The organism is Pseudomonas sp. SDO52101_S400 (assembly GCF_054071635.1).
Genome location: NZ_JBSVWF010000003.1, coordinates 1 through 25,843, shown reverse-complemented (window position 1 = coordinate 25,843; position 25,843 = coordinate 1). Strand labels below are relative to the sequence as shown.

Annotated in this window: 25 protein-coding genes; 12 read left to right on the top strand and 13 right to left on the bottom strand. The window is 57.7% G+C overall.

Annotated features, from left to right (window positions below; translation table 11 throughout):
• Positions 1 to 18: 18 nt before the first annotated feature.
• Positions 19 to 789 (bottom strand): helix-turn-helix domain-containing protein, encoded by a 771-nt coding sequence (locus ACW9HX_RS01680; protein ID WP_457379239.1) that lies wholly within the window; start codon positions 787 to 789, stop codon positions 19 to 21.
• 239 nt (positions 790 to 1,028) lie between these two features.
• Between ACW9HX_RS01680 and ACW9HX_RS01675 the strand changes: the two genes are divergently transcribed.
• The 7 genes from ACW9HX_RS01675 to ACW9HX_RS01645 all read left to right on the top strand — a co-directional run bounded on the left by ACW9HX_RS01675 (position 1,029) and on the right by ACW9HX_RS01645 (position 9,683).
• Entirely contained in the window at positions 1,029 to 2,660 is a 1,632-nt protein-coding gene (locus ACW9HX_RS01675; RefSeq protein ID WP_457379238.1) for an APC family permease, read from the top strand.
• A gap of 22 nt (positions 2,661 to 2,682) precedes the next feature.
• Positions 2,683 to 3,609, top strand: a complete 927-nt coding sequence (locus ACW9HX_RS01670) for a 4-hydroxyproline epimerase (RefSeq protein ID WP_457379237.1) — start codon at positions 2,683 to 2,685, stop codon at positions 3,607 to 3,609.
• Positions 3,610 to 3,664: 55 nt separating this feature from the next.
• On the top strand, positions 3,665 to 4,612 hold the full coding sequence (locus ACW9HX_RS01665) for a dihydrodipicolinate synthase family protein (protein ID WP_457379236.1): 948 nt from the start codon (positions 3,665 to 3,667) through the stop codon (positions 4,610 to 4,612).
• Positions 4,613 to 4,680: 68 nt separating this feature from the next.
• A complete protein-coding gene (locus ACW9HX_RS01660; RefSeq protein WP_457379235.1) occupies positions 4,681 to 6,258 on the top strand; it encodes an aldehyde dehydrogenase (NADP(+)) in 1,578 nt (525 codons plus the stop codon).
• 4 nt (positions 6,259 to 6,262) lie between these two features.
• Positions 6,263 to 7,525 (top strand): NAD(P)/FAD-dependent oxidoreductase, encoded by a 1,263-nt coding sequence (locus ACW9HX_RS01655; protein ID WP_457379234.1) that lies wholly within the window; start codon positions 6,263 to 6,265, stop codon positions 7,523 to 7,525.
• A gap of 171 nt (positions 7,526 to 7,696) precedes the next feature.
• Positions 7,697 to 8,380: an EcsC family protein gene (locus ACW9HX_RS01650; protein ID WP_457379233.1), complete on the top strand. Its 684-nt coding sequence runs from the start codon at positions 7,697 to 7,699 to the stop codon at positions 8,378 to 8,380.
• Between the two features lie 382 nt (positions 8,381 to 8,762).
• Positions 8,763 to 9,683: a putative phage abortive infection protein gene (locus tag ACW9HX_RS01645; protein ID WP_457379232.1), complete on the top strand. Its 921-nt coding sequence runs from the start codon at positions 8,763 to 8,765 to the stop codon at positions 9,681 to 9,683.
• Between the two features lie 237 nt (positions 9,684 to 9,920).
• Here the strand turns inward: ACW9HX_RS01645 and ycaC are convergent, their stop codons facing one another.
• A complete protein-coding gene (ycaC, locus tag ACW9HX_RS01640) occupies positions 9,921 to 10,553 on the bottom strand; it encodes an isochorismate family cysteine hydrolase YcaC (RefSeq protein ID WP_457379231.1) in 633 nt (210 codons plus the stop codon).
• Positions 10,554 to 10,778: 225 nt separating this feature from the next.
• On the opposite strand from ycaC, the gene ACW9HX_RS01635 reads away from it, so the two are divergent.
• Positions 10,779 to 12,341: a sensor domain-containing diguanylate cyclase gene (locus ACW9HX_RS01635; protein WP_457379230.1), complete on the top strand. Its 1,563-nt coding sequence runs from the start codon at positions 10,779 to 10,781 to the stop codon at positions 12,339 to 12,341.
• Positions 12,342 to 12,349: 8 nt separating this feature from the next.
• On the opposite strand, the gene ACW9HX_RS01630 is transcribed toward ACW9HX_RS01635, so the two are convergent.
• The 3 genes from ACW9HX_RS01630 to ACW9HX_RS01620 all read right to left on the bottom strand — a co-directional run bounded on the left by ACW9HX_RS01630 (position 12,350) and on the right by ACW9HX_RS01620 (position 15,378).
• Entirely contained in the window at positions 12,350 to 13,885 is a 1,536-nt protein-coding gene (locus tag ACW9HX_RS01630; protein WP_457379229.1) for a hypothetical protein, read from the bottom strand.
• A 426-nt stretch (positions 13,886 to 14,311) separates the two neighbouring features.
• Positions 14,312 to 15,202: a LysR family transcriptional regulator gene (locus ACW9HX_RS01625; protein ID WP_457379228.1), complete on the bottom strand. Its 891-nt coding sequence runs from the start codon at positions 15,200 to 15,202 to the stop codon at positions 14,312 to 14,314.
• The gene (locus ACW9HX_RS01620; protein WP_457379227.1) at positions 15,184 to 15,378 is read right to left on the bottom strand and encodes a hypothetical protein; all 195 of its coding nucleotides are present in this window, start codon (positions 15,376 to 15,378) and stop codon (positions 15,184 to 15,186) included. The genes ACW9HX_RS01625 and ACW9HX_RS01620 overlap by 19 nt, the downstream gene beginning before the upstream one ends.
• Here ACW9HX_RS01620 and ACW9HX_RS01615 point away from each other — a divergent pair.
• Both ACW9HX_RS01615 and ACW9HX_RS01610 read left to right on the top strand, forming a co-directional pair.
• Positions 15,368 to 16,357, top strand: coding sequence for a zinc-dependent alcohol dehydrogenase family protein (locus ACW9HX_RS01615; protein WP_457379226.1), 990 nt, complete (start codon positions 15,368 to 15,370; stop codon positions 16,355 to 16,357). The two genes, ACW9HX_RS01620 and ACW9HX_RS01615, sit on opposite strands and share 11 nt — an antisense overlap.
• Before the next feature lie 41 nt (positions 16,358 to 16,398).
• Positions 16,399 to 16,863 (top strand): thiol-disulfide oxidoreductase DCC family protein, encoded by a 465-nt coding sequence (locus tag ACW9HX_RS01610; RefSeq protein ID WP_457379225.1) that lies wholly within the window; start codon positions 16,399 to 16,401, stop codon positions 16,861 to 16,863.
• On the opposite strand, the gene ACW9HX_RS01605 is transcribed toward ACW9HX_RS01610, so the two are convergent.
• On the bottom strand, positions 16,846 to 17,337 hold the full coding sequence (locus ACW9HX_RS01605) for a DUF2269 family protein (RefSeq protein WP_457379224.1): 492 nt from the start codon (positions 17,335 to 17,337) through the stop codon (positions 16,846 to 16,848). The two genes, ACW9HX_RS01610 and ACW9HX_RS01605, sit on opposite strands and share 18 nt — an antisense overlap.
• A gap of 2 nt (positions 17,338 to 17,339) precedes the next feature.
• Positions 17,340 to 18,467, bottom strand: a complete 1,128-nt coding sequence (locus ACW9HX_RS01600) for a saccharopine dehydrogenase NADP-binding domain-containing protein (protein WP_457379223.1) — start codon at positions 18,465 to 18,467, stop codon at positions 17,340 to 17,342.
• A 185-nt stretch (positions 18,468 to 18,652) separates the two neighbouring features.
• On the opposite strand from ACW9HX_RS01600, the gene ACW9HX_RS01595 reads away from it, so the two are divergent.
• Positions 18,653 to 19,561 carry an alpha/beta hydrolase gene (locus ACW9HX_RS01595; protein ID WP_457379222.1) on the top strand — a complete coding sequence of 303 codons (909 nt, stop codon included), beginning with the start codon at positions 18,653 to 18,655 and terminating at the stop codon, positions 19,559 to 19,561.
• 22 nt (positions 19,562 to 19,583) lie between these two features.
• Here the strand turns inward: ACW9HX_RS01595 and ACW9HX_RS01590 are convergent, their stop codons facing one another.
• The 4 genes from ACW9HX_RS01590 to msrA all read right to left on the bottom strand — a co-directional run bounded on the left by ACW9HX_RS01590 (position 19,584) and on the right by msrA (position 22,756).
• Positions 19,584 to 20,225: a LysE family translocator gene (locus ACW9HX_RS01590; protein ID WP_457379221.1), complete on the bottom strand. Its 642-nt coding sequence runs from the start codon at positions 20,223 to 20,225 to the stop codon at positions 19,584 to 19,586.
• Between the two features lie 108 nt (positions 20,226 to 20,333).
• Complete coding sequence (locus ACW9HX_RS01585) at positions 20,334 to 20,813, bottom strand: hypothetical protein (protein WP_457379220.1); 480 nt, start codon at positions 20,811 to 20,813, stop codon at positions 20,334 to 20,336.
• A gap of 220 nt (positions 20,814 to 21,033) precedes the next feature.
• The gene (locus ACW9HX_RS01580; protein ID WP_457379219.1) at positions 21,034 to 21,471 is read right to left on the bottom strand and encodes a class I SAM-dependent methyltransferase; all 438 of its coding nucleotides are present in this window, start codon (positions 21,469 to 21,471) and stop codon (positions 21,034 to 21,036) included.
• 778 nt (positions 21,472 to 22,249) lie between these two features.
• Complete coding sequence (gene msrA, locus ACW9HX_RS01575) at positions 22,250 to 22,756, bottom strand: peptide-methionine (S)-S-oxide reductase MsrA (protein ID WP_457379218.1); 507 nt, start codon at positions 22,754 to 22,756, stop codon at positions 22,250 to 22,252.
• 287 nt (positions 22,757 to 23,043) lie between these two features.
• On the opposite strand from msrA, the gene ACW9HX_RS01570 reads away from it, so the two are divergent.
• On the top strand, positions 23,044 to 24,552 hold the full coding sequence (locus ACW9HX_RS01570) for a diguanylate cyclase (protein ID WP_457379217.1): 1,509 nt from the start codon (positions 23,044 to 23,046) through the stop codon (positions 24,550 to 24,552).
• 48 nt (positions 24,553 to 24,600) lie between these two features.
• Here the strand turns inward: ACW9HX_RS01570 and ACW9HX_RS01565 are convergent, their stop codons facing one another.
• Together ACW9HX_RS01565 and ACW9HX_RS01560 are read right to left on the bottom strand one after the other, a co-directional pair.
• Positions 24,601 to 25,161, bottom strand: a complete 561-nt coding sequence (locus tag ACW9HX_RS01565) for a fasciclin domain-containing protein (protein ID WP_457379216.1) — start codon at positions 25,159 to 25,161, stop codon at positions 24,601 to 24,603.
• A gap of 119 nt (positions 25,162 to 25,280) precedes the next feature.
• The gene (locus ACW9HX_RS01560) at positions 25,281 to 25,736 is read right to left on the bottom strand and encodes a VOC family protein (RefSeq protein ID WP_457379215.1); all 456 of its coding nucleotides are present in this window, start codon (positions 25,734 to 25,736) and stop codon (positions 25,281 to 25,283) included.
• Between the last annotated feature and the right edge of the window lie 107 nt (positions 25,737 to 25,843).

The window sequence follows — 25,843 nt, the reverse complement described above, 5'->3', positions numbered from 1 at the left end:
TGACGAACCGAAAGCGACTCAACGTTCCGTCGCCTGCCGATACTGACGCGGGGTGAACCCGGTAGAGGCCTTGAACTGACGAGTGAAGGCGCTGTGATCGGTGTAGCCGCATTGCAGCGCCACTTCGGTGATTGGCAGTTCGGTGTGCAACAAACGGTGGGCATGTTCCAGCCGTACTTTCTGGATCATCTGCCTCGGCGTCAGGTGGAACACCCGTTTGCAGTAGCGCTCCAGCTGCGCCACCGAGATACCGGCGATCCGGGTCAATTCGCCCAAGGTGACACGCCGGTTGAAATGCGCTCGGATGTGTTCGTCGACCGCCGCCAGACGCTGAAACGCCGGATGTGTTTCGCTTGCCGATTGCAGGTCCACCGAAATCCCCGCGAGCCCGATGATCTCGCCGTCGCGGTTGTACAGCGGACGCTTGTGCGTCAGGCACCAGCCCGGTTCGCGACTGCCGTACAGGTGCAATTCCAGCTGATCCTCCAGTACCCACCCTTCTTCCAGCACCCGGCGATCCTGCTCGGTGTAGCCCGGCCCCAATTGCGCCGGAAAAACCTGCGCGCTGGTTTTGCCGAGCAACGGCTTCAGGTCTTTCAGGCCACAACGTTGCACCAATGTGCGATTGGCCAGGACATACCGCGCCTGTACATCCTTGATGAAGATCGCCGCGTTCGGAATCACGTCAAGCATCGGTAACAGCGGTGCCACGCCGGCGAGCAGTGCGTCGAGGGTATGCGGCCGATGGCGCTCATCGCCCTGACAGAGGATCGCAAACGCGTTCTGCATGTGAAGGTCTTCCCCGGTGAGTGGATCGGCCTGAAAACGTGACCGCCCTGAGGCGCTCGCGTGCAGATTGCAGCAACGTTTGCGACGTGTCGAGGGCCGCTGTCTTTCTTCGCAACTGTGCCGATTTCGTCATCCAGAGCTGCACAAAACATCAATCGCCCGACGCCTGATGAGTTCACTGTTTAGCCGTTCCAGTGACTCACACCTGCCTATCCAATAACTCACAAGAAGGCGATGCCATGTCAGGCCAAGGCAAGTTCAAAAAACAACTTTCATTGATCGACCTCACCTTTATCGGGCTGGGGGCGATCTTCGGTTCCGGCTGGTTGTTCGCGGCCAGTCACGTGTCGGCGATTGCCGGGCCGGCGGGGATTTTCTCCTGGCTGCTGGGCGGGTTCGCCGTGTTGCTGCTGGGCATCGTCTACTGCGAACTGGGCGCGGCATTGCCAAGGGCCGGCGGCGTGGTGCGCTACCCGGTTTACAGCCACGGGCCGCTGCTCGGTTACCTGATGGGTTTCATTACGCTGATCGCGTTTTCCAGCCTGGTGGCGATCGAGGTAGTTGCCTCTCGCCAATATGCAGCGGCGTGGTTTCCCGGCCTGACCAAAACCGGCAGCGGTGATCCGACGGTGCTGGGCTGGCTGGTGCAGTTCGGTCTGCTCTGCGTGTTCTTCCTGCTCAACTACCGCAGCGTGAAGACCTTCGCCAAAGCCAACAACCTGGTCAGCGTGTTCAAGTTCATCGTGCCGCTGCTGGTGATCGGCGTGCTGTTCACCTTCTTCAAACCGGAGAACTTCCAGGTTCAAGGCTTCGCCCCCTTCGGGCTCTCCGGCATCGAGATGGCCGTTTCTGCCGGCGGTGTCATCTTTGCCTACCTCGGCCTGACCCCGATCATCTCGGTGGCCAGCGAAGTAAAAAATCCCCAGCGCACCATCCCGATCGCGCTGATTCTTTCCGTGCTGCTCTCCACTGCGATTTACGTGTTGCTGCAAACGGCTTTCCTCGGCGGCATCCCTACCGAATTGCTCGCCAATGGCTGGGCCGGGGTTTCCAAGGAATTCGCCCTGCCGTATCGCGACATCGCCCTGGCGCTCGGCGTGGGCTGGCTGGCCTATCTGGTCGTCGCGGACGCGGTAATCTCACCCAGCGGTTGCGGCAACATTTACATGAACGCCACGCCACGGGTGATCTACGGCTGGGCGCAGACCGGCACCTTCTTCAAGGTCTTCACCCGTATCGATGAGAAGTCCGGCATTCCGCGCCCGGCGCTGTGGTTGACCTTTGCCCTGTCGGTGTTCTGGACCCTGCCGTTCCCGTCCTGGGAAGCGCTGATCAACGTGGTGTCTGCCGCACTGGTGTTGAGCTACGCCGTGGCGCCAGTCACCGTCGCCGCATTGCGTCGCAATGCGCCCGACATGCCGCGCCCGTTCCGGGTCAAGTGCATGGGTGTGCTGGGGCCGGTGTCGTTCATCATCGCGGCGCTGATCGTCTATTGGTCCGGCTGGGACACCGTGTCCTGGCTGCTCGGCCTGCAGATCCCGATGTTTGTGGTGTACCTGCTGTGCGGTCGTTTCGTGCCGACCAAACATCTGAGCCTCGCCCATCAAGTCCGCTCATCCGCCTGGCTGATTGCGTTCTACGCCGTGACCATCGTCCTGTCGAAACTCGGCACCTTCGGTGGTCTGGGCATCCTCGCCCACCCTTTCGACACACTGGTCGTCGCCGCTTTCGCCACCGGCATTTATTACTGGGGCGCCGCCACCGGCGTACCGGCGCACCTGCTGCGTCTGGAGTCCGAAGAGGATGAAAGCGAAGTCACCTCGACCTCCCCGGCCTCCCCTGCAAACCCGCGCGCAGCCGGCGCTTATTGAAATCAATCGAAGGGACACGTCCATGAAACGAGTACACGTCATTGATTCGCACACCGGCGGCGAACCCACGCGTCTGGTAATGAAGGGCTTTCCCGACCTGCACGGCAACAGCATGGCCGAAAAGCGCGACGCCTTGCGCAATCAGCACGACCGTTGGCGCCGCGCCTGCCTGCTGGAACCGCGTGGCAACGATGTGCTGGTCGGTGCGCTGTATTGCGAGCCGGTGTCGCCGGACGCCACCTGCGGCGTGATCTTCTTCAACAACGCCGGCTATCTGGGCATGTGCGGCCACGGCACCATCGGCCTCGTCGCATCGCTGCAACACCTGGGGCTCATCGCCCCGGGCGTGCACAAGATCGACACGCCGGTCGGCCCGGTCACCGCGACGTTGCATCAGGACGGCGCCGTGACTTTGGGCAATGTGCCGGCTTATCGATTCCGCCAGAAAGTGGCGGTTGAGGTGCCGGGATACGGCCGTTTCCTCGGCGATATCGCCTATGGCGGCAACTGGTTTTTCCTGGTTTCCGAACACGGCCAGACGCTGACCATGAACAACGTCGAAACCCTGACCGACCTCACCTGGAAAATGCTCAAGGCCCTCGAAGACCAGGGCATCCATGGCGAGAACGGCGCGATCATCGACCACATCGAACTGTTCGCCGATGACGACAACGCCGACAGCCGGAACTTCGTCATGTGCCCCGGCAAAGCCTACGACCGCTCACCGTGCGGCACCGGCACCAGCGCCAAGCTCGCATGCCTGGCTGCCGACGAAAAACTTGCGCCCGGCGAGCGCTGGGTACAGGCCAGCATCACTGGCAGCCAGTTCGAAGGTCGCTTCGAATGGGAAGGTGATCGCGTGCGCCCGTTCATCACCGGCCGCGCCTATATGACCGCCGACAGCACGCTGCTGATCGACGAAGAAGATCCATTCGCGTGGGGCATATGAGCCGCTGCGCCGCTTTTCCAAACCCATCTGAATGACCGTTCCAAGGAGAACAATAATGAGCGACAACATCTTCACCGGCTGCATGCCCGCCCTGATGACCCCGTGCACCGCCGCACGCAAACCGGACTTCGACGCGTTGGTGGCCAAGGGTCGCGAGCTGATCGATACCGGCATGAGCGCCGTGGTGTATTGCGGCTCGATGGGTGACTGGCCACTGCTCACCGAGGCCGAGCGCCAGGAAGGCGTGGCGCGACTGGTAGCTGCCGGTATTCCGACCATCGTCGGTACGGGCGCCATCAACACCCGTGAAGCGGTGTCCCACGCGGCCCATGCGGCCAAAGTCGGCGCCCAAGGCTTGATGGTGATTCCACGGGTACTGTCCCGCGGCGCTTCGCTCGCCGCGCAAAAGGCTCACTTTTCCGCGATTCTGCAGGCCGCGCCGAACTTGCCGGCAGTGATCTACAACAGCCCTTACTACGGCTTCGCGACCCGCGCCGATCTGTTCTTCGAACTGCGTCGCGAGTACCCGAATCTGATCGGCTTCAAGGAATTCGGCGGTGCCGCCGACCTGCGCTACGCCGCTGAAAACATCACCTCCAAGGACGATGACGTAACCCTGATGGTCGGTGTCGATACCCAAGTGGTGCACGGCTTCGTCAACTGCAACGCCACCGGTGCGATCACCGGCATCGGCAACGCCCTGCCCCGTGAAGTGCTGCAACTGGTGGCGCTGAGCAAGCAGGCGGCCAAGGGTGACGCCAAGGCCCGGCGCCAGGCCCGGGAACTGGAGTCGGCGCTGGCGGTGCTGTCGTCCTTCGACGAAGGCGCGGATCTGGTGCTGTATTACAAACACCTGATGGTGCTCAACGGCGACAAGGAATACACCCTGCATTTCAACGAGACCGATGCCCTGAGCGACTCCCAGCGTCGCTATGCGGAAAACCAGTACGCACTGTTCCGTCACTGGTACGAAAACTGGTCGGCGGAACAGAACTTCGCCTGATCGACCGCTTCGCTTTCGCCCGCCGCAATCGCTAGCGGCGGGCCTTCTTTCTTTTCCAGGAACATGCCATGTCTCTCACGGGCAAACTGCTGATCGGTCAGCAAACTATCTCGGGTGATCGCGAGATCATTCAGGGCATCAACCCGGCGACTGATGCACCTCTGGAACCCGCTTACGCCGGCGGCTCCGCCGAGCACGTCAAACAAGCCTGCGCTCTGGCCTGGGCCGCGTTCGACGGCTATCGCGAAACCACGCTGGAAGCACGCGCCGAATTTATCGAAACCATCGCCAACGAAATCGAAGCCCTCGGCGATGAGTTGATCGAACGCGCCATGGCCGAAACCGGCCTGCCGCGCCCTCGCCTGTTGGGCGAGCGCGGGCGCACCTGCCAGCAACTGCGGCTGTTCGCCCGTACCGTGCGGGCCGGCGAATGGTTGGATGTGCGCATCGACAGCGCCCAACCACAGCGTCAGCCAATGCCGCGTTCGGACCTGCGTCAGCGTCAGATTGCGCTGGGACCGGTGGCGGTGTTCGGCGCAAGCAATTTCCCCCTCGCTTTCTCCGTCGCCGGCGGCGATACCGCTTCGGCGCTGGCCGCTGGATGCCCAGTGATCGTCAAGGCCCACGGCGCCCACCCCGGCACCAGCGAACTGGTCGGCCACGCGGTGGCCCGGGCCGTCAAGGCCTGCGGTCTGCCTGAGGGTGTGTTCTCGTTGCTGTACGGTTCCGGGCGTGAAGTCGGCATTGCGCTGGTCAGCGATCCACGCATCAAGGCTGTGGGGTTCACCGGTTCGCGCAGTGGGGGGCTCGCGTTGATCAGAGCGGCTCAGGCTCGCCCCGAACCGATTCCGGTGTATGCGGAAATGAGTTCGATCAATCCGGTGCTGCTGTTTCCCGCTGCGCTGAGCAATCGCCCGCAAGCGCTGGCCGAAGGATTTGTCGCCTCGCTTACGCTGGGCGCAGGACAGTTCTGCACCAATCCTGGCCTGGTGATCGCCCTCAAGGGGCCGGCACTGGATACCTTCATCAGCGCCGCCGCCGAACTCATCCAGCGCAGTCCGGCCCAGACCATGCTCACGCCCGGCATCTTCAATGCCTACGAGTCCAGCGTGAATGCACTGGCCGAAAGCCCGCGCGCGCACCTTGCTGTGGTCGGTCAGAGAGGAACAGGTCCGAACCAGGGTCAGGCCCATGTCTTCGTCACCGATGCCGCCGATTTTCTTGCCGATCACGCGCTGCAAGCCGAAGCCTTTGGCGCGGCGTCCCTGGTCGTTCAATGTGCCGGCGACGATGAAATCCGTCAGGTGCTCGAACAGCTGGAAGGCCAACTGACGGCCACGCTGCATCTGGATGACGAGGATCTGGATCAGGCCCGTTCACTGCTGCCGACGCTGGAACGCAAGGCCGGACGCTTGCTGGTCAACGGCTGGCCGACCGGCGTCGAAGTCTGCGATGCGATGGTGCATGGCGGGCCGTTCCCGGCCACATCCGACCCGCGCACAACGTCGGTCGGCACGGCCGCGATCCTGCGATTCCTGCGCCCGGTCTGCTATCAGGATTTCCCCGACGCCTTGCTGCCCACCGCACTCAAACAGACCAATCCGCTGGCACTGCGACGCCTGCTCGATGGCCAGAGGGAAGCCTGAAACCATGCCGAACATCACCCATGACATCGCCGTGGTCGGCGCCGGCATCATCGGCGTTGCCTGCGCCTTGCGTCTGGCACGACAGGGTTTGCAGGTGGTCGTGATCGACCCGCAGGAGCCCGGCCACGGCGCATCGTTCGGCAACGCCGGACATCTGGCGACCGAGCAGGTTTTTCCGATTGCCGATCTGTCGATCCTCAAGCGCTTGCCGGCCATGCTCATGGACCCGATGGGGCCGCTGCGCCTGGACTGGAAATACCTGCCCTGCGCCCTGCCCTGGTTCACTCGGCTGTTGCTGAATCTGCGCTCGGCGCCGTTCCAGCGCACGGTGGCGGGTCTGCGAGCGCTCAATGAAAGCTCGCTGGAGGCTTGGCACCGGTTGCTGGGTGACATCCAGCGACCCGATCTGCTGAAGGTGGAAGGTTCGTTGCTGGTGTTCGAACGACCCGACTCACGCCCGGCCATTGAAGCGTTGCAGGCGCGCTTGCGTCAGCAACAAGTCCCGGTCGACTCATGGCAAGCGGCTGCAGTGCGTGACAGCGCGCCGCAACTGAGCGAACACCTTCAGGGCGGACTGTTTTTCCCGAGCACCGGGCACTTCATCGACCCGTACCGGGTGGTGTGTGAACTGGTCAGCGCCGCGAAGGCCAGCGGCGTGCAGTTTGTGAAGCAACGGGTCGAAGGCGGGCAACTGCATGCCCACGGCGTTTCGCTCAATACCGGAACAGGCAGCCTGAGTGCCCGTCGGGTATTGATCGCCTGCGGTGCTCACTCGGCCACGCTGGCTAAAGCGCTGACGGGCAAGAAAGTGCCGCTGGACACCGAACGCGGTTATCACCTGATGCTGCCTCAGGAACACAACCGGCTGCCCTTCCCCGTCACGTCACTGGAACGCAAGTTCATCATGACGCCGATGTCCGAAGGCTTGCGTCTGGCCGGCACCGTCGAGTTCGCCGGGCTTGAAGCACCGCCGACCATGGCACGGGCCTGGCAGCTGCTTCGGCTGAGCAAAGGCTTGTTCCGTGAGGAGTTGAGTGCCGAGGCGGCCACACCGTGGATGGGGTTCAGGCCTTCGCTGCCGGACTCGCTGCCGGTCATCGATCAGACAGCCGACGGCAAGGTACTGCTCGCTTTCGGGCATCAGCATCTGGGGCTGACTCAGGCGGCGGTGACGGCGGAGATTATTGAGGGGATGGTTTCACCTTCAGCAACAAACAAGGCTCGTCGTCTTCCGATGATCGAGCCTTATCGGTTGGATCGCTTTTGAGTGACTGATTCCCGATTATGCTTGGGGCCTTTCGCCGTCCGGACACAAAACGACCTTCATTCATCCGGCAGAGCAGAGCTTGATGTTATTTTAATATCATCTATGGCACTCTTTGGGCCTGCGTTTCCTTGCGGAAAGGCTTCTAAAATCAATTTTCGAATGGAATTCGACATGGCCACAGCAGATAAAGACGAAAGCAGTTCTTCACTAATGAAGATGGTAGAGGCCATCGCCATCAGCCCGCATGATGCCCGTGAACTTGTATCCCAGTATGAAGGCCAGGCACGGGGCTCAGCGCCGTCAGCGTCCGACGAAAAAATCCAGGACGCTGTCGTCGACAAAATCATCAGTCGTTATTCCAAATTAGCCGCCACATCTGGCGCCGCCACTGCGCTCCCAGGAGTTATTCCCGGTATCGGAACTGCGGTGAGCGCGGTGGGCGGAGGTCTGGCGGATATCTCGGTCTGCATGAAGTTGCAGATCGACATGACTATGTGCCTCGCGGTGGCCATTAACAACAAGATGTCCAATGAAGATGCCAAGCACATGTCATACATCATCGCGTTGTGCGGGTCTCTGGAGCAAATGGGGTCTGCCGGCGCCACAAGAATTGCCAGCAAAGCCGGTGTACGCATGGTGCACCAATATTTGAAAGGCCCGACGCTTCAGCTCATCAAGGAGTTGTTCGCGAAGATCGGAATTTCGTTCACACAAAAAGCTGCGGCCAAAGTGATCCCCTTCGGAATAGGGGTCATCATCGGTGGAACAGCAAATTACGCGCTCACGACCTACGTAGGAAAAACTGCTCGAGACACTTTCCGCCTACACTTGAAAGAAGAGGAACCAACGGAGTAGTTATAGTTAACTCATTAAGTTATGGTCACTTTCGTCTTCTCTTAAATACTGTCAGTAGACCATGATTCCACCTGTTCACGGATGGAATCATGGTGCGTAAAGCATCGATAAGACAGGTGGCGCATCTATATACTCCTACACTCAATGAGATATCCCTTCGAAGTCTCTACGAGGCGAGCTGACGAAAAAAGCGGGCTAGACTCACATAGCACCGCACTATTCACCCCCAAGAAAGATAACACTATCGAATATTCACTTATTCGAAAATACAGTAAAGAGCATGACCCCGGAAAATGTTCGCTGTGCAGACCCACCTGCTTAAGACTTGCAACTCCAATCTTTGCTTAATTAAAAATTTTAAAAAGCATACGGAATGATGCGAATGAATCTAGAACAAAAATTTGAGAACCTGACTCCCGCACGTCTTTTCAAATGGCTAGCATGGATACTCGCCTTCGCCACAGGCGTTGTCGGGGTAGTATTTACGTTTTACTTTATGGAGTTCAACGGAAAACTTAGTAGCCAAAACACCGATTGGGGAACTTTTGGAGATTTTATTGGCGGCACACTGAACCCCTTGCTTAGTTTTCTCGGACTAATTGCCCTCCTATTGACAATAGTCCTGCAAAGCAAGGAGCTCGAGTCAACTAGAAAAGAGCTAGAGCGATCCGCGATCGCTCAGGAAAAATCAGAAGCGGCACTAAAGGAACAATCAAAAACACAAATAAAACAACAATTCGAAGGAACGTTCTTTTCATTGCTGGACCAGCACAACAAGACATTGGAAAAAATCTCAACCGCGACAGGAAAATGGACTCACGATAGATCGGACCTTGACATGGTCAGGGAAGCAGTATTTGACAGCTCAGCTCCAAACTTGACGGCAGCAAAAAAATCCCTAGAAAACAAAAACGGCTTATGTGGCCATTACTTTAGAGTTCTGTATCAAATATTGAAATTCATCGCAACCACCGTACCCGAGAGCCAAATCGGAGCAAACTTTAACGAAGACACCATCACCAACTCCCCTCTTGCAAAAAATGAGAAAATGTACAGCAATATAGTAAGGTCATTTTTAAATTATGATACGACCCAGCTTTTGGCAGTATATTGCTACTGCACCCCAGAGGACACGTACTGGAAATTTAAACTACTCATAGAACGCTACAACTTTCTTGAACACATGCCTTTTTTAATTGACCATAAAAACAGCCAACTACTCTTAGATACCGAACAGTTTTACGATCCAACCGCCTTTGGCCAAAGTCAATTCAAAAGCGTGCTGAATACTGCGCGGGACTGACAAACGTATCAGACCCAAAAAATTTGGAATCTGACATGACCGCCAATATTAAAGGACGATAGACATGAGCACTTGCAGCCCGAATTCAGCTACGTTTTATTTCCGATGTTGTTCCGTAGAGTCGCCTGAGTCGGGCTGAAGTGATGTTCAGTGTCACGCTTATCTCCCGCCCCGGTTCACAGGGAAAACGACAAAAGCCTGCTTTTTCAGAGCAGGCTTTCGACCATCGGCATGAGATTATTTCTGACGAGCCGTCAGCGCCGCATACCCATTCATCAAATTGCGGTAGTTCGGAATCCGCTGCGACAGCAGATTGCCCAGCCCTTCAATGTCGTTGCGCCAGTCCCGGTGCAGTTCGCAGGCTACCGAGAACCAGTTCATCATCTGCGCGCCGGCCTGGGTCATGCGGTTCCATGCGGCTTGTTGCACGGTGGTGTTGAAGGTGCCGGAAGCATCGGTCACCACGAACACGTCGAACCCTTCTGCCAGTGCCGACAAGGTCGGGAACGCCACACACACGTCGGTCACGACACCGGCAATGATGATCTGCTTGCGGCCGGTGGCCTTGATTGCCTTGACGAAGTCTTCGTTGTCCCAGGCGTTGATCTGGCCCGGGCGGGCAATGTAGGGCGCATCCGGGAACATTTCCTTGAGTTCCGGCACCAGAGGGCCGTTCGGGCCTTGCTCGAAACTGGTGGTGAGGATGGTCGGCAACTCGAAGAATTTGGCCAGGTCGGCCAATGCCAGCACGTTGTTCTTGAACTCGTTCGGCGAGAAGTCCTGGACCAGCGAAATCAGACCGGTCTGGTGATCGACCAGCAGAACCACGGCGTCGTCTTTGTTCAGGCGGTTGTAGGTTGCAGTGCTCATGTTGAATCCCTTTTTAATTGTGGAAGTTCGCTTGCGTTCAAGATGGGCACAGATTAATGACTCACCTGCAGGTGATAAATCGCCTGCAAAGTGTTTAACCGTCAACCCAGACGAGACAATCAATGCAAACCGAGGCTCAATCACGCGGTGGTCCCGAACTTCTTGCCGATCCTTGTCATAATGCTCGCCAGCATTACGTTCAGAACGACATTCAAGGAAAAGTTGATGCTCGGACGCAACACGCAAGAGCCAACTGCAAACGACACGCGGCGCCCCGCCAGCAAAGCCATGAAGGCCGGTTCGACCTTTCGGCTGACCCTCAGCTTCATGCTGGTTGTGGTCGTGGCGTTTCTGGCGGTCGAGAGCTGGCGGACGTGGCGTGACTATCGTTCGGTCTTTGCGTCTGCGCGCGACTCAGTGACCAACCTGGCCCGCGCCACGGCCCAGCACGCCGAAGACACCATTCGCCAGGTTGATGTGGTCACCGCCGGGCTGGCCGAGCGGGTCGAAGGTGATGGTCTGCAAAACCTCGATGTCCCGCGCATTCACAAGTTGCTGGTGCAGCAATCGAAAATCATGCCGCAGTTGCACGGCCTGTTCATCTACGGCCCGGACGGCCACTGGATCGTGACCGACAAAGAAGTCACCCCGGAAATGGCCAACAACGCCGACCGCGATTATTTCCAGTACCACCGCACCCATGAGGATCGGCAAGTGCGCATCGGCCAGGTGGTCGAGAGTCGCTCCACCCATGACCTGATCATTCCCATCTCCCGCCGCTTGAACAACCCCGATGGCTCGTTCGCTGGCGTGCTGCTGGGGACGGTCAAGGTCAGTTATTTCGTCGACTATTACGGCGACTTCCGGATTGATGACAAAGGCGCACTGGTGCTGGCCATGCGCGACGGCACGATTCTCGTGCGCCGTCCTTTCATCGCCTCCGTGGTGGGTAAAAGCCTGGCGAACAGCGAGATCTTCAAGACTTACCTGCCCGCCTCCAACGAGGGCATCGCCCAGATCAGGGCCGTCGTCGATGACACTGAACGCCTGTATGGCTATCGCGCTCTGACCACCTATCCGCTGGTGGTTGAAGCCGGCCTGTCGAAAGATTCCATCACCGCGCCATGGCGTCGGGACTTGCTGAAAAACGGCTTCGTGCTGATTTTTCTGATCCTGGTTCTCGCCGGGTTCGGGCTGATCGTGCTGAGCCAATTGCGCCAGCGGATCGCGATGGAGCGGGAAATCCGTTCCGCCCACCAGGCCATGCGCGACATGGCACTGACCGACAGCCTCACTGGCCTTGGCAACCGCCGGCGCCTGGACAACGCGCTGGCGGACGAGATTCGTCTGGCCCGGCGCCAGGGTTCAGCGCTGTCGTTGATCATGCTCGATGTCGACCACTTCAAACGCTACAACGACCGCTATGGTCACGCCGCCGGCGACGACTGCCTGAACGCCATCGGACGCGCGATCCAGCAAGCGGTCAAACGCCCCGGCGACCTTGCCGTGCGCTACGGTGGCGAAGAGTTCACCGTGCTGCTGCCCAATACCGACAACGCCGGCGCCATTCAAGTCGCCGAAGACATCCTGCAAGCCATCCGCTCGCTGGAACTGGAACACACCGGGCATCCCCTCGGGTACGTCACGGCCAGCGCCGGCATTGCAACCCGCCATCCGGTTGACGACACAGTGACGCCGGCCATGCTGCTGAAATCGGCGGATACCTGCCTGTATCAGGCGAAGCGGCTGGGGCGTAACCGTTGGTGTTCGGCGGATGAGGCTTTGTGATTCTCCTGTTATTTACAGGGAGAATTGATGCTCCCATCGGTGTATCCACATTTTATGGTTTTCCAGACATCCCCGTTTTTGAAGTAGTTCTGGTGTGCTGACGTTGGCGACTCAAAAATAAGCAGACGCGGCGCGTTTCTCACAAAGACATTGGTAAACCTGATTTCACCCCGATATTTTTTATCAATCACGCGTTGATACTCTGGAGGGACAGGCCACGACAGCAAATCATTGGTATCGTGAAACGCCACAATTTCAAGTCCTTGGCTAACCGCACTGGCATCCTCTCCCCCGTTTGCCAACCTGGGCGTCCGCCTTGCAGACTTTATTGCAAGCGCCAGCTGACAAAGCCCTACTTCATTACATTCCGAATTGAGTTCATTAGTGATCTCTTCAGGCCTGGGGCTGGCAAAGTCACTGGACTGTAGATCAACTGCGTCTCCCACAACCGCAGGCTTGTAGATCACTGATTTTGAATTGTCATTCGAGGTTATGTTGGCCATTCCAAGAAATGTCAGCTGATTGGCCATCATGTAGATGACGGGGGTCTTGTTCAAAATCCCGTTCACATACTTGTCAGCGTCAGGAAAGGCTTGATCGAGCGCCGCCTTTTCGACTCCCGGAGCCTCCATCTGCATCAACCCCAAAAGGGTGTCGTACAGCAGTCGACTACCGAGACTGTGAGTCACGAAAATGTATCGGGTATTCGGCTCCATGCGCCCCTTGTTCCAGTTACAGACGCGATTGGGCACGCTCCCATTGCTCTTTTTCACGGGTTGCCCGGTAAGCCCATAGCACAATGCATCCGCCAGTCCCAGTTGCATCACCGTGTGGTATTGCCCCGTGTAGATGGCGGCATCGGCAAGATTGCGATCAAGCACGTTTTCCTTGAGGATGCGATTTACCAGCAACCTGCCCGGAGCCTGAACCTCATCATCTTTTGCGTGATTTGTCAGCACAGGTTCCATTTCACCGGGCACGCATTTGTAGCTTCCGGGCCTGGTGAAATCCTTGGCCAGTCGACCATTCTTGATCCACTGTGTCAGCGGTGACCAGGTCACCTCGATAGCCTCCACATTTACACCGGCAGAGCCGTAGCTGAATTTCTGCCGGCGCACAGCCACATACGATTGATCATCAAAAATATGCGGTTGTTTTTGTACCGCGGAAATAAATTCATTACTGTAAATCGGCTCTTCGAAACGTGGAGCGTCTTCGATTGCTTCAAGACCCAGCTTCTTAGCTTGTTTCGTACTGAACCAGCCACTTTCATCCTTCCCGCTCAAGGCATAACCAGGGCAATGATCTCCAACACCATGTATGAATACGAGTTTTACATTTCGCACACCCGTGGAGATATGCGTCGCTAGCGACGCTACTTTGCCAGTTGCGTCACCTTGTTTATCCTGAAGATCATAGACATACACCTTCGAACAGGCCGCGAGTATCAATGTTAAAGAAAAGAAAATCCCACCCGACAGCGTGTAAGGGAACAAGCGGCTTGCTACTCGCCTCAGGAAAAGAAACCGGCCCTCGTCGTTCATTTCCCCCTCACTGCTTCCGGTAGGAAGAGTCTGTTGTCAAAATGAAAAAACTTCGTAACTGAGTTTTTCTCCAGTCAGTTTGCCGTGCAGCGGTTATCAAGCAGGAGAACAGAGATATTCCCATTCGCTATTCACCCTGTAATACAGTCTGATAGCCAAATGCCTCACTGCATTAGGTATAGATGACTGACGAATCTGAATCAAACCGCTTTTGGCCAGGATCAGAAACGGGATCATGGCTCCATCAACAACGGCCGCATTGGCTCTTTTCTTGCCGGCCTGCAGCTCTAGACTGACTCCTGTGTCACATCCACCCGTAAAGGTGCCGGTGTTATGGACTGACCAGGGCGCAATGGGCGAGCCAAAACGTTTCGACGTGACTGCCGATCCCACATCCCTCCATGGCTAGGGCAGAGATACAGCCTTTCACGCGGTGACTCCAAACGCTCCTCTGGCAAAGTCCACGAAGCTTCGCAGCTTGGGTGTCAGCCGAGGATCCGGTGCATACAGAAGATTCATCGGAGAGACCGGTACGTTGTAATCCGGCAGAACGTTCACCAGTGTTCCACTCCTCAGCGCGTCCTTGACCAGCTCCAACGGCAACAGCACGACACCCAGCCCGGCGACCGCCGCCGACAGCAACGGGTCGCCCTGATTGATCGTCAATCTGCTTTTGATCGGCACGTCGATACAGCCGTCCGGCCCTTCAAGGCGAATGTGTGAACGGCCGTCCGAATAGGCAAACGCCAGGCATTCATGTTCCTGAAGATCCAGGGGTGTCGTTATCGGTGGCCGTCGGGCCAGATAGGCAGGCGCCGCACACAGCACCATTTGATAGGGTTTGAGCGGTAATGCCTTCAGGCCGCTGTCCGACAGTTCACCGATTCGAAACACCACGTCATACCCGCCCTCCACCAGGTCAACGAGTTCGTTGGACAACGTCAGATCAACCGACACCTGCGGATACCTGACCATGTATTCCAGCAATCGAGGCGACAATGTGCTGACGCCAAACGTGACCGGCGCATTGATCCTGAGCCGGCCGCTGGGTACGCCTCGGGTCATCGCGGCCATTTCTTCCGCGGCGTCCATATCGGCCAGGATCAGCTTCGACCGTTGATAGAAGGTGCGGCCGAAGTCGGTGAGGCTCTGTTTGCGGGTCGTGCGATTGAGCAGCGAGACACCCAGATGCTGCTCGAGCATCTTGACCTGTTTGCCGACCAGTTGCGGGGACAGATTGAGCTCATCGGCCACCGCGCTGAAGGAGCCAAGCTCCACCGCTTTGACGAAAACGGCCATCAAGGTGAGGCGATCCATTGGAAACCCTGTGTTTCTAGTGTTGGGCTATCGTAGGTCTTTATCCGGCGCAGGCCAAAGCCTAAATTGGCGGCCATGGCATCGACGCGCACGCCTGCAACCGGTGCGATTTCACGCGAATTCAGGCCGCTCACACCGGCCTCATTGATCACAGCAGAGGTAACCATGGCACGCATTGTCAGGATTCATGAGTACGGCGACGCAAGCGTTTTGAAACTGGAATCGGTCGATGTGCCGGCTCCGTCACCCGGCGAGGTACAAATCGAGGTCAAGGCCTTCGGGTTGAATCGGGCCGAGGTCATGTTCCGCAATCACGCTTATTTGCAGGAAGCGCAATTTCCAAGCCGCCTCGGTTATGAAGCGGCCGGTGTGGTGGCTGCCGTCGGTGCCGGTGTCAGCGAGTTCAAGATCGGTGATGCGGTCAGCCTGATTCCGCCGCTGGACATTGCCAAATGGGGCACCTATGGCGAGCTGGCCAACGTGCCCGCCGAGCTGACGGTTAAGCACCCGTCGAACCTGTCCTTCGAACAGGCCGCCGCTTCCTGGATGCAATACGTCACCGCGTGGGGCGCGCTGGTCGAACAAGCCAAGCTGACGAAGAACGATTTTGTGCTGGTCACTGCCGCCTCCAGCAGCGTCGGCCTGGCAGCCTTCCAGATCGCCCGAATGGTGGGCGCCACTTCGATTGCCGTGACCCGCACAAGGGCCAAGAAACAGGCCTTGCTGGACGCCGGCGCCGCGCACGTCATCGTCAGCGATGAAGAGGATATAGTCGCGACCGTCATGGCACTGACCGATGGCCAGGGCGCTCGCGTGGTGTTCGATCCGATCGGCGGCCCCGCTTTCGAACAGCTCACCCAGAGCATGGCCAGGGGCGGCATTCTGCTTGAGTACGGCGCATTGAGCCCGGAGCCTACGCCGTTCCCGCTGTTCACCGTGCTGGGCAAATGTCTGACCCTCAAAGGCTACCTTTACGCGGAGGTCGTCGCGGATCCTGCGGCTCTGGCCCGTGCCAAGGCGTTCATCAGCGACGGCCTCGCTTCGGGCGCGCTGAAGCCGATCATCGCGAAGACGTTCGCCCTTGAGGACATTCAAGAAGCGCATCGCTTTCTTGAAGCCAACCAGCAGGTCGGAAAGATTGTCGTGACCGTTTAAGGATATGATCCGGGAAACCAGGCCTCAATGGACCGATATCCATGCCCGTTTCCCGGATTCGCCCTTCGACTGCTCCCCTGCTGAAACCAGGCGAGACAGTGGTGTTGTTCGATGGCGTCTGCAAGTTGTGCAATGGCTGGGCGAAATTCCTGATTCGTCATGACCGCCATCAGCGAGTCCGGCTGGCGGCGGTGCAGTCTCCCGAAGGACAGGCGCTGCTCGCCTGGGCAGATTTACCCCTCGATCAGTTCGACACCATGGCGGTCATCCGCGACCGACACTATTGGGAGCGCTCCGACGCCTTTTTCGAAGTCGTTGCCCAACTGCCCGCCCGCTGGCGTCCATTGCAGTGCTTGCGCATTTTCCCGCGCGGGCTTCGGAACTGGGCCTACGATCGTATTGCACTGAATCGTTATCGGCTGTTTGGACAATATGACACCTGTCTTCTGCCTGATCCCGATCATGAACAACGCTTTCTGAAAGCTTCGCTACAGCAACAGCCCTAGCACCTGCACGGGCGTCATCTTCGTCACCATCATCAAGACAATCACGAACATCCCGAGAAAACCGGCAACTCCCATCCAGAACCATTGGCGGTACACCGACCGGTACTCATCCGCAAGCCCTCCTCCGGTCTCGATCGCACTCGAAGCCATCACGTACAGGCGCTTCTGAAGCACCAGCACCGGCAGCCAGAGCGATCCCACGCAAAGAAAGATAATCAACGACGTCAGCACCCATTCCGTGCTCAACGGAAGGCCGGCCAGCCTGATCAGCCCATAGCCCGATGCGATCTGAATGAAGCCTGCCGGGGTGGTGATCCAGGCGTCGAAGCGCACGACCGTTTTCGCCACGTGAGCGATCACCTGAGGGTTGGCGGTGCGGCTGGCGGCGATCAGGTAAAGGTAGGAGCCCATGCCGAATCCGAACAGGAAAACAGCGGCGATGACATGAATGTACTTGAAACACAGGTAAAGCATGATCAGCGTTGCCCGTCAGAGAAATGCACGGACAGGCTCAGGTTTTCAGGATCGTTGATCGCAGCCATGTATTCGTCGACGGTGATTTCGCCCACGCAAGGCCGGGCGCCGGATTCAGGCACATACCCTTGGGCCATTTTGGCGGCCAGGGCAACAGCGGCGCAGCTCGGGATTTCCGGGCCTTTGTCATTCCATGCCGTCAGTTGAGCGGTCATTGACAGTGGTTGCCCTTCAACCCCGATACCTTGCACGTCAATGTACATCGCGCTTTTGCCATCGCCGATTCGCTCGAACCAGGTGCCCAGGCGATGCAGTCGTGCGGCCCAGGGCGCATGGTCCCGAATCAGCCCCCTCTTCTGGGCCTGGGCGAACAATGCATTGGCGACACCGCCGAGCTTGAGGCCGGCACCGGCCTTGAAGCTCAAGGACCGGGCGCCATAACGACCGGCAAAAATATCCATGTCCGGAACATCGACATTGGCCAGCAAGCGGGTGCCCAGGTGCGGCATCTTGCGCAACGTCAGATCCTGCCAGCCCGGCACCTCATGAACCCGGCCATCCTTGAGCTGTTTGATCGGCTTGCCCGCGTAGGCAAGCACGCCTTCGACGGTAGACAGCCCCGGCATCTTGGCGGAAGAGGAAATGCCATGTTCGATCGAGTCGATGCGCTGAAAGCGATACCGCTGCTGATCGATGATGGCTGACGATAGCGTCGGCACTGAACTGCAACCACTGAGAATCGCCACGCCCGCCGCTTTCGCACGCGCATCGAGTACAGCGATACCATTGACGAAGGTTCGGCAGTCGGACAGGTCGCAATAGTTCACGCCGGCCTCGATGCAGCTTTCGGCAACCGCATAGGATTGCCCCTGAAACGGGCCGCCGGTGTGGATGACCAGCTCAATTCCCATCGAGCCCAACGCAGATTGAAACCCGGGCCCCATGGCATCGCCGCACCAACTGGCGCAGGTTTTTCCTGAAGCGGCTTGCAACGCCTCGACCTTGCGCAGCAACTTGTGCGGATCGCGACCCGAGATTGCCAGATCAACATCAGGCATCGACGCCAGATGCCGGCAGACGATGCTGCCGAAGTTTCCATACCCACCGACCACCAACACCTTGAACGCCATTCAACGCTTCCCTAACGATTCGATCGTACAGCCAACTTGCCCGAGACAGGATTCGCGGGAGCTTCCCTGATATCGGCGGGTCAGGCAAGTCGGGAACGAATGCCGATGCAAAATGCCCGGCGGCAAACGGCAGCGTTCTAAAAGCGGTCTACGCTCCACCCACCTACAGCTCTGGAGTCACCGTGATGATCCGCGCCTTGCTGACCGCTTCCTTGCTGGTGGCCCTGAGTGTTCCGGCCCATGCTGACGTAAAACCGTTCCCCGCTTCGTTCCACACGCAAGACATTGCCGTGGACGGCGCGAAAATCCACACGCGCATCGGCGGCAAAGGCCCGGCCGTGGTGCTGTTGCATGGTTTTGGTGATACCGGGGACATGTGGGTGCCATTGGCGACCGATCTGGCGAAGGATCACACCGTGGTAATCCCTGATCTGCGCGGCATGGGGCTGTCGTCGATTCCCGACGGTGGCTACGACAAGAAGACCCAGGCAGGAGACATCCGCGCAGTACTGGCTTCGCTGGGCATCGAGCATTCGGTCGTCATCGGTCACGACATTGGCACCATGGTCGCGTTCGCCTATGCCTCGCGGTATCCGCAACAGACCGATCGCCTGGTGGTGATGGATGCGCCCGTTCCGGGCATTGCACCGTGGAACGACATCGTTCGCTCGCCGATGCTCTGGCACTTCGATTTTGGAGGCCCGGACATGGAGCGACTGGTCGCTGGCCGTGAGCGCATTTACCTGGATCGTTTCTGGAACGAGTTCGCCGGCGACCCGAAAAAAGTCGACGAAGCCACCCGCCAGCATTACACCAAACTCTACGCCCGCCCCGGCGCGATGCACGCGGCCTTCGCCCAGTTCCGCGCCATTCGCCAGGACGCGGTGGACAATGAAGCGTCGTCAAAGAACAAGCTGACCATGCCGGTCCTGGCCGTCGGTGGTGAGAAATCCTTCGGCAACAACGAAGCGATCGTGCTGCGCAACGCCGCCGATAACGTCACCGAAGTGGTGATCGCCGGAGCGGGCCATTGGCTGATGGAAGAAGCGCCGGTGGAAACCACGCAGGCGATTCGCAGCTTCATAACCCGCTGACGCTGGAGACGGACGCGGCCTCTCAGGCTGCCTGCCGACGCATGGTCAGAATGGCAGCGCCGAAACCAATGAACGTCGTGCCCACCACCCGGCTGACCCAACGGGAGAACGCCGGTCGAGTCAACACACCTTTGGCCCGGGATGCGAGCGCGGCGTAGAGCGTCAGGGACGTCACCGACAACGCCATGAAAATCGACGTCAGGATCAGGAACTGCGGCAGCAGCGTAGCGCCCTGGTCGATGAATTGCGGGAACAATGCGGTGAAAAACATCGTCGCCTTGGGATTGGTCACGGCCGTCAGGAATGCTGATTTGTAGAGTTTGAGCCGCGTGGGCCGGGCCTTTTTCGAGTCGTCCTGAGGGCTGTCCTGGAGCATCGCGTCCTTCTTGAACAGCTGCTTGATACCGAGATAGAACAGATAACCGGCACCGATGATCTTCACCGCGTTGAACAGCATTTCGGAACTGGCCAGCAACGCCCCGAGCCCGAGCATCGCGGCAGCTGAAAGACAGAACAGGCCACTGGCATTACCCAGCGACGACCAGATGGCGCTGCGCTGACCATGGGCCAGGCTGTTGTTGATCGCCATCAGCGTCGCGGGGCCTGGGCTGGCGATGGCAATCGCGGCCACCAGGGTAAAAGCCAAAATCGAGTGAGAATCCATTTTCCGTGCTCGTTGGAGTGAGAGGCTGCAGGGTACAGGAACCGGTGTGACGCATCGACCGGACGAATCGGCAGCCATGACGGTCGATTGATCACGCGTCAGGGACGCCTATCCAGCCAGTCTCTTGTCATTGATTTTATCCAGTGCTTTAAGAATGACTGGTTCACGCTCCTTCAATAGGGCCTGGAAGGTATTTTCGACGGAGTCTTCAGCGTCGAAAATCTTGTCCAGAAAGCTGCGGCCCTCAGGCGTGTTGTTCAAAATATCTCTGCCCTGCGCGGGGTTATCGTGGGCACGAATCGCCGCATTGAGTTCATCCGGCTGCAAGTGAGCCGCCAAGGTATCGATCCGCAGGTTTCTAATCTCGTCGAAGGGAACCTTGTCTTCCACAACCTCGCGGATTTCTTCGTCCATCACCGCCATGTAACGTGGCGAGTAATCTCGCATTACGGTTTCCACCACCTCATCGTAATGCTCCTTGAAGGCGCCGCTGATATCGACCAGTTCCCTGGCCTTGTCCTTGCTCCCTCCACAGGCGGTCAGTGACGTTGCAAGCAACAGAGCCAGCGCTGCCGTTCTCATACTCATGAGCCTTTATCCTTGTTCAATTTGTAGAAGCCGATTGCCTGGCGCAGGTTTGGTAAAAATGGGGACTAAAAATGAGGACTAATTTGTTTTTGCGACCGCTTGAGTCGGCAGCACACGGATCAGGAAAGGGCGAAACATGCCCTCTCTGACCGGTGGCCATCTCGGCCAGAAAACAAACCCGAGCGGTTGTTTTCTCGCCGTTAACAGTCGTTGATGATGACTAGGGTTTGATCAGGAGCCCCTGCCCTGTCGGCAGACTGGCAATCGCAATATTCCTTTTTGCGGCCCACTGATCCATCCCGTCCTTTTGCGGCTGATAGCCAAAGTACGCGTAGTCATCCAGCAGGATTACCGCCCCCGGAACCAATCGATCCCACAGAAACTCAATGGCAGCGACTTCCGGTCCTGTGCAATTCATATCGATGTGCAAGTAAGCAATCTGTTTCGACTCGATCTGCGTCAGCGTTTCAGGGATTGAACCTTGAATGATGTTGACATTTGACCATTCCGAAAAATTTGCTCTTACGGCATCAATGTTAGATACGTAAGTTCCATCTTCAATCCACTTTTGGCTTTTGTCCGAGACCCCGCCAACTTTCTCGTCAGCAGATAAAAACCGGTCATCGACACCTGAGAAAGTGTCCAGGAGGTGGAACATCTTGCCCGTACTGTCCCAGTCCAGGTGGCGGCGATGTAGCGCGGATCACTCATGAAGTCATGGTTGTGCACCGTCCTCACGCCATCCGAGTGGAACTCTCCCTTGACTTTAGGCAGCAGAGGGTCTGAATTCGGCAGATAAGGACGACCTTCTTGATGCCCCCAGGTCAGGTAATGAACGGCAGGATCGATACCTGCCAATCTGACGTCCGGGTGTAGATACAGGTACTGCTCAGCGGAAAAATCTATTGGCAAACTCATTCCATATCCTTGTTAGCCATTGAACAGCTCCAATTCCAATGCACCCTGCTGAAGTAGACAACTTTCGGCATTCAAAAGACCCGGCGCGCGGCGATACTACATTAGAGGCGCATTGCCATCCATGTAAAAAATGAACGTCTTTACAGGCGATTTTTTGTCGGCTCACGGCATCTAACGTTTATGCCAGAGCGAAGGAAATTAACCGTTTTGGACAACGTACTGGATGGCAACTTTTTGGTCGTAGTCCGCTCTTTTAAATATCCCGTAAACAACACAGAGCTGTCGCAGACATTCGACACTGGCGATCTGCAGGCTGCGGGGATCTTCGGTCGGATTTGGCGGCGATGAAGGTGACGTCATGTGCAGGATCGGTCCGGGCTGGTCGTGAGAAGGACGCAGAACCAACATATAGCTAACTTGCTTAGCTACCTTTCCTGACTGAAGGCAAAAAGAAGGGAACCGGTCTGTTTTTCATAAAACAGACCGGTTCCCTTCTTTCACACTGACGCTAAAGAAACTCAGGCCCGCTTCGGAAGCTTCCAGTTCGGGCGGATGAAGTGGCAGGTGTAGCCATTCGGAATACGCTCCAGGTAATCCTGGTGCTCCGGCTCCGCCTCCCAGAATGGCCCGGCCGGTTCTATTTCGGTCACAACCCGCCCAGGCCACAGCCGCGAGGCGTCGACATCGGCGGCGGTGTCTTCAGCAACGTCGCGTTGCTGCTCGTTGAGGTAGTAGATCGCCGAGCGATAGCTGGGGCCACGGTCATTGCCCTGACGGTTGGGCGTGGTGGGGTCGTGAATCTGAAAGAAGAACTCCAGGATCTGCCGATAGCTGATAACGGCAGGATCGAAGACGATTTCAATGGCTTCGGCGTGGTTGCCATGATTGCGGTAGGTCGCATTCGGCACATCGCCACCGGTATAACCGACGCGCGTCTGCAGGACGCCGGGATAGCGCCGCAGCAGATCCTGCATGCCCCAGAAGCAACCGCCGGCGAGGATGGCAGTTTCAGTTTGGCTGGTCATGGTCTGTCCTTCCCCTCGGGGATGTTGGAGGTAACCATCGTTATGAGGGCGCGCTGGCCAATTCCAAGGTTGAGTCGTGCAAATCAGATTCTCCCCCTCGCACTCGCCTTGTCTCTCATCGGATGCACCACGACGAAAATTGACATGCGCCATGAGGTGGGGAGGCATGCCGGGTGACTCTCGGGTTCATATGTGAAAAAATCGCCTGCCGTCCACTTCGTCCCGCAGTTATTGCCTTGATCCGATAGTGGCCAGGTCGGAAACCGGACTTTCCAAAAGGTAATGACGTGAAGCGTGATACCCACCTGGTTGTACTTCTGCTGTTGGTTATCGGTTGTTCCCTGGCTTCGCTGACTGTCTGGAAGGTGTTGGCCTCCCGGGAGAGAGCGCTGGAGGAAGTGGACGTCCACGGGTTGAACCTTACCCAGGCGCTTGTGACCTACTCCGAAGGCATTGTCCGGCAAAGTTCGCTGCTTCTGCTGGGTCTCGTCGAACGTCTGGAAACCGAAGGCAGTGGCCCGGCGCAGATCCAGCGACTGAGTGCGTTGGTCAACCGACAGGAGCCCCTGATGCCACAGCTCAGTGGCATCACGATCTACGACAGTCAGGGACGTTGGTTGATGTCCTCCAACCGGCCGATTCCGGCTGGGGCGAACAGCAGTGATCGGGCCTATTTCATCCATCATCGCGACGACCCCTCCCGCGAGATATTTATCGGCCCTCCCATCCAGAGCCGCTCCAATCAAGAGTGGGTGATCACTGTCAGCCGGCGTTTCAATGATGCTCGAGGAGAGTTTGCCGGCGTGGTGGCCGTCACCCTGGGCATAGAAAACTTTCTTCGGCTGTTTGGAAAAATCGATGTGGGACAGGACGGGGCCATCGGGTTGTCCTATACCGACGGTACGTTGCTGGTGCGCTATCCCTTCCGCGAGCAGGATATGGGGCGCAACTTTTCCAAGTCGCCCATCTATGCCAAATATCTTGTCGATCGATCAGTCGGCACGGCCTCGTTTACCTCCAGCCTGGACGGCGTTGAACGGCTCTATGCTTTCCGAAAGAGTGACCGGCTGCCGTTGATCACGACCGTGGCACTGGGCAAACGAGAAGTTCTCGCTGCGTGGCGAATGGAGGCATTGCTGTCGGCGGTGGTGGTGACGGGTCTGCTGGGGCTCACCGGCCTTATCGGCTGGTTTTTGATCCTGGATATACGCCGGCGCACCGAAGTGGAAGATCAATTGCGCGGGACCCAGCAACAGTTGCTCTCTTCGAACCGACAGCTTGAATTGCTCGCCATGAAGGATGCCTTGACCGGTTTGGCAAACCGCCGCTGCTTTGATGAAAGCCTTGCGATGGAAGCACGCCGGGCACAACGTGACGGCTCGTCGTTGGCATTGCTGATGATTGATATCGACTATTTCAAGCTGTTCAACGACACGTTCGGGCATGTCGCAGGAGACGCATGCCTGCAATCGGTTGGCAAAATTTTCGAGGAGTGCCTGCGGCGCCCCTCGGATCTTGTCGCACGTTATGGCGGAGAAGAGATGGGCATCATCATGCCAGACACTGACAGTGAGGGTGCTGCGGTGGTGGCGCAACTTATTCTCGACCGCTTGAAGCAAGCGAACATCCCACACAGCGCCAGCCCGTTCGGACGCGTCAGCGTGAGCATCGGTATCGCTTCGGGCACAGGCCCAGAGCTGGAGCACTTGCAAGGATTGATCGAGGTGGCAGATCAGGCGCTGTATAACGCCAAGACGCAGGGACGCAACCAGTTTCTGAAGGGACGATGGCGATAGCCAAAGGGAACAGACAATTTTTAAAATTCATCTGTTCCCTTCAAAAGGCTACTTCGGCATCAACACCGTATCCACCACATGAATCACGCCATTGGACTGCATCACGTCGGCAATGGTGATCGCGGCCTTCCCGCCTTTGGCGTCCACCACCCACAACTTGCCGTCGTGCAGCATGACGGTCAGTGATTCGCCCTGGACTGTCTTGAGCATGACTTTGCCGCCGTGCATTTTGGCGTCATCCATCAATTGTTTTGCCGTGTGAGTGCCGGCAACGACGTGATACGTGAGGATCGTGGTCAGGTCAGCCTTGTGCTCCGGTTTGACGAGTGTATCGACGGTGCCGGCGGGCAACTTGGCGAACGCTTCATTGGTGGGAGCGAAGACGGTGAACGGCCCCTTGCTGTTGAGGGTGTCGACCAGACCGGCAGCCTTGACCGCTGCAACGAGCGTGGTGTGGTCCTTCGAATTGACGGCGTTTTCGACGATGGTCTTGTTCGGATACATGGCCGCACCGCCGACCATCACGGTATCGGCGGCAAAACTCGATCCTGCGCCAAGGCAGAGCAGCGTGAAGCAGGTGATGGCAATGCGTTTGATGAGCGAGTGCATGGTGTGTCTCCTGAATTCTTCGACCCTTCGAATGAGGGTGCTGAATTTACGGAGCAGGCATGCGATCGGATGCATCACAACGCATGTTTTTTTTCAGACGAGGACGTCGCGCGACTTCCTCAGGCAAACGCAGACGCTATGAATGCCTCCAGCGCCTGCTCTTCGAGAATCTCGATAGAGAAGTGCCCAAAGCGCTTGGGCAGCCAGATGATGCGTGTCCCGGACGGTGATTGCAGGTTGGCGCGTTCCAGGGGCCGTCCGTTTTCGTCTTCGGGCTGCACGCCGGCGATCACCAGTTCGTCGTAGGCCTTCTCGATGTCCGGCGTCGAATAGCAGTGACGATAGATCATCCCCTCCCCCGACGAGTCCAGCAGTTCCTTGAGGTTGCCCGCCAACGGCTGGACCAGCATGAAACGCTCCTGGCCGATCAGCGCAACCGCGTAGCGAACGTGCAGGCCACCCCGCTCCCAGACGAGTGCTCTGGAGATTCTGGCTTTCAGAATCTGTGCGTAGTAGGTGCAGGCCTCTTCGAGGTTGTTGACCAGTACATCGACGTGACTGAACTTCAGATCCATTGCATCGCTCCTTCTGACAGGCGTCCATCTTAAAAACAAAAAAGCACCCGAACAGACTGTGTGAAAACCTAGCAATCTGCGCGGTGCTCAAAGAAAATGCTCCGTAT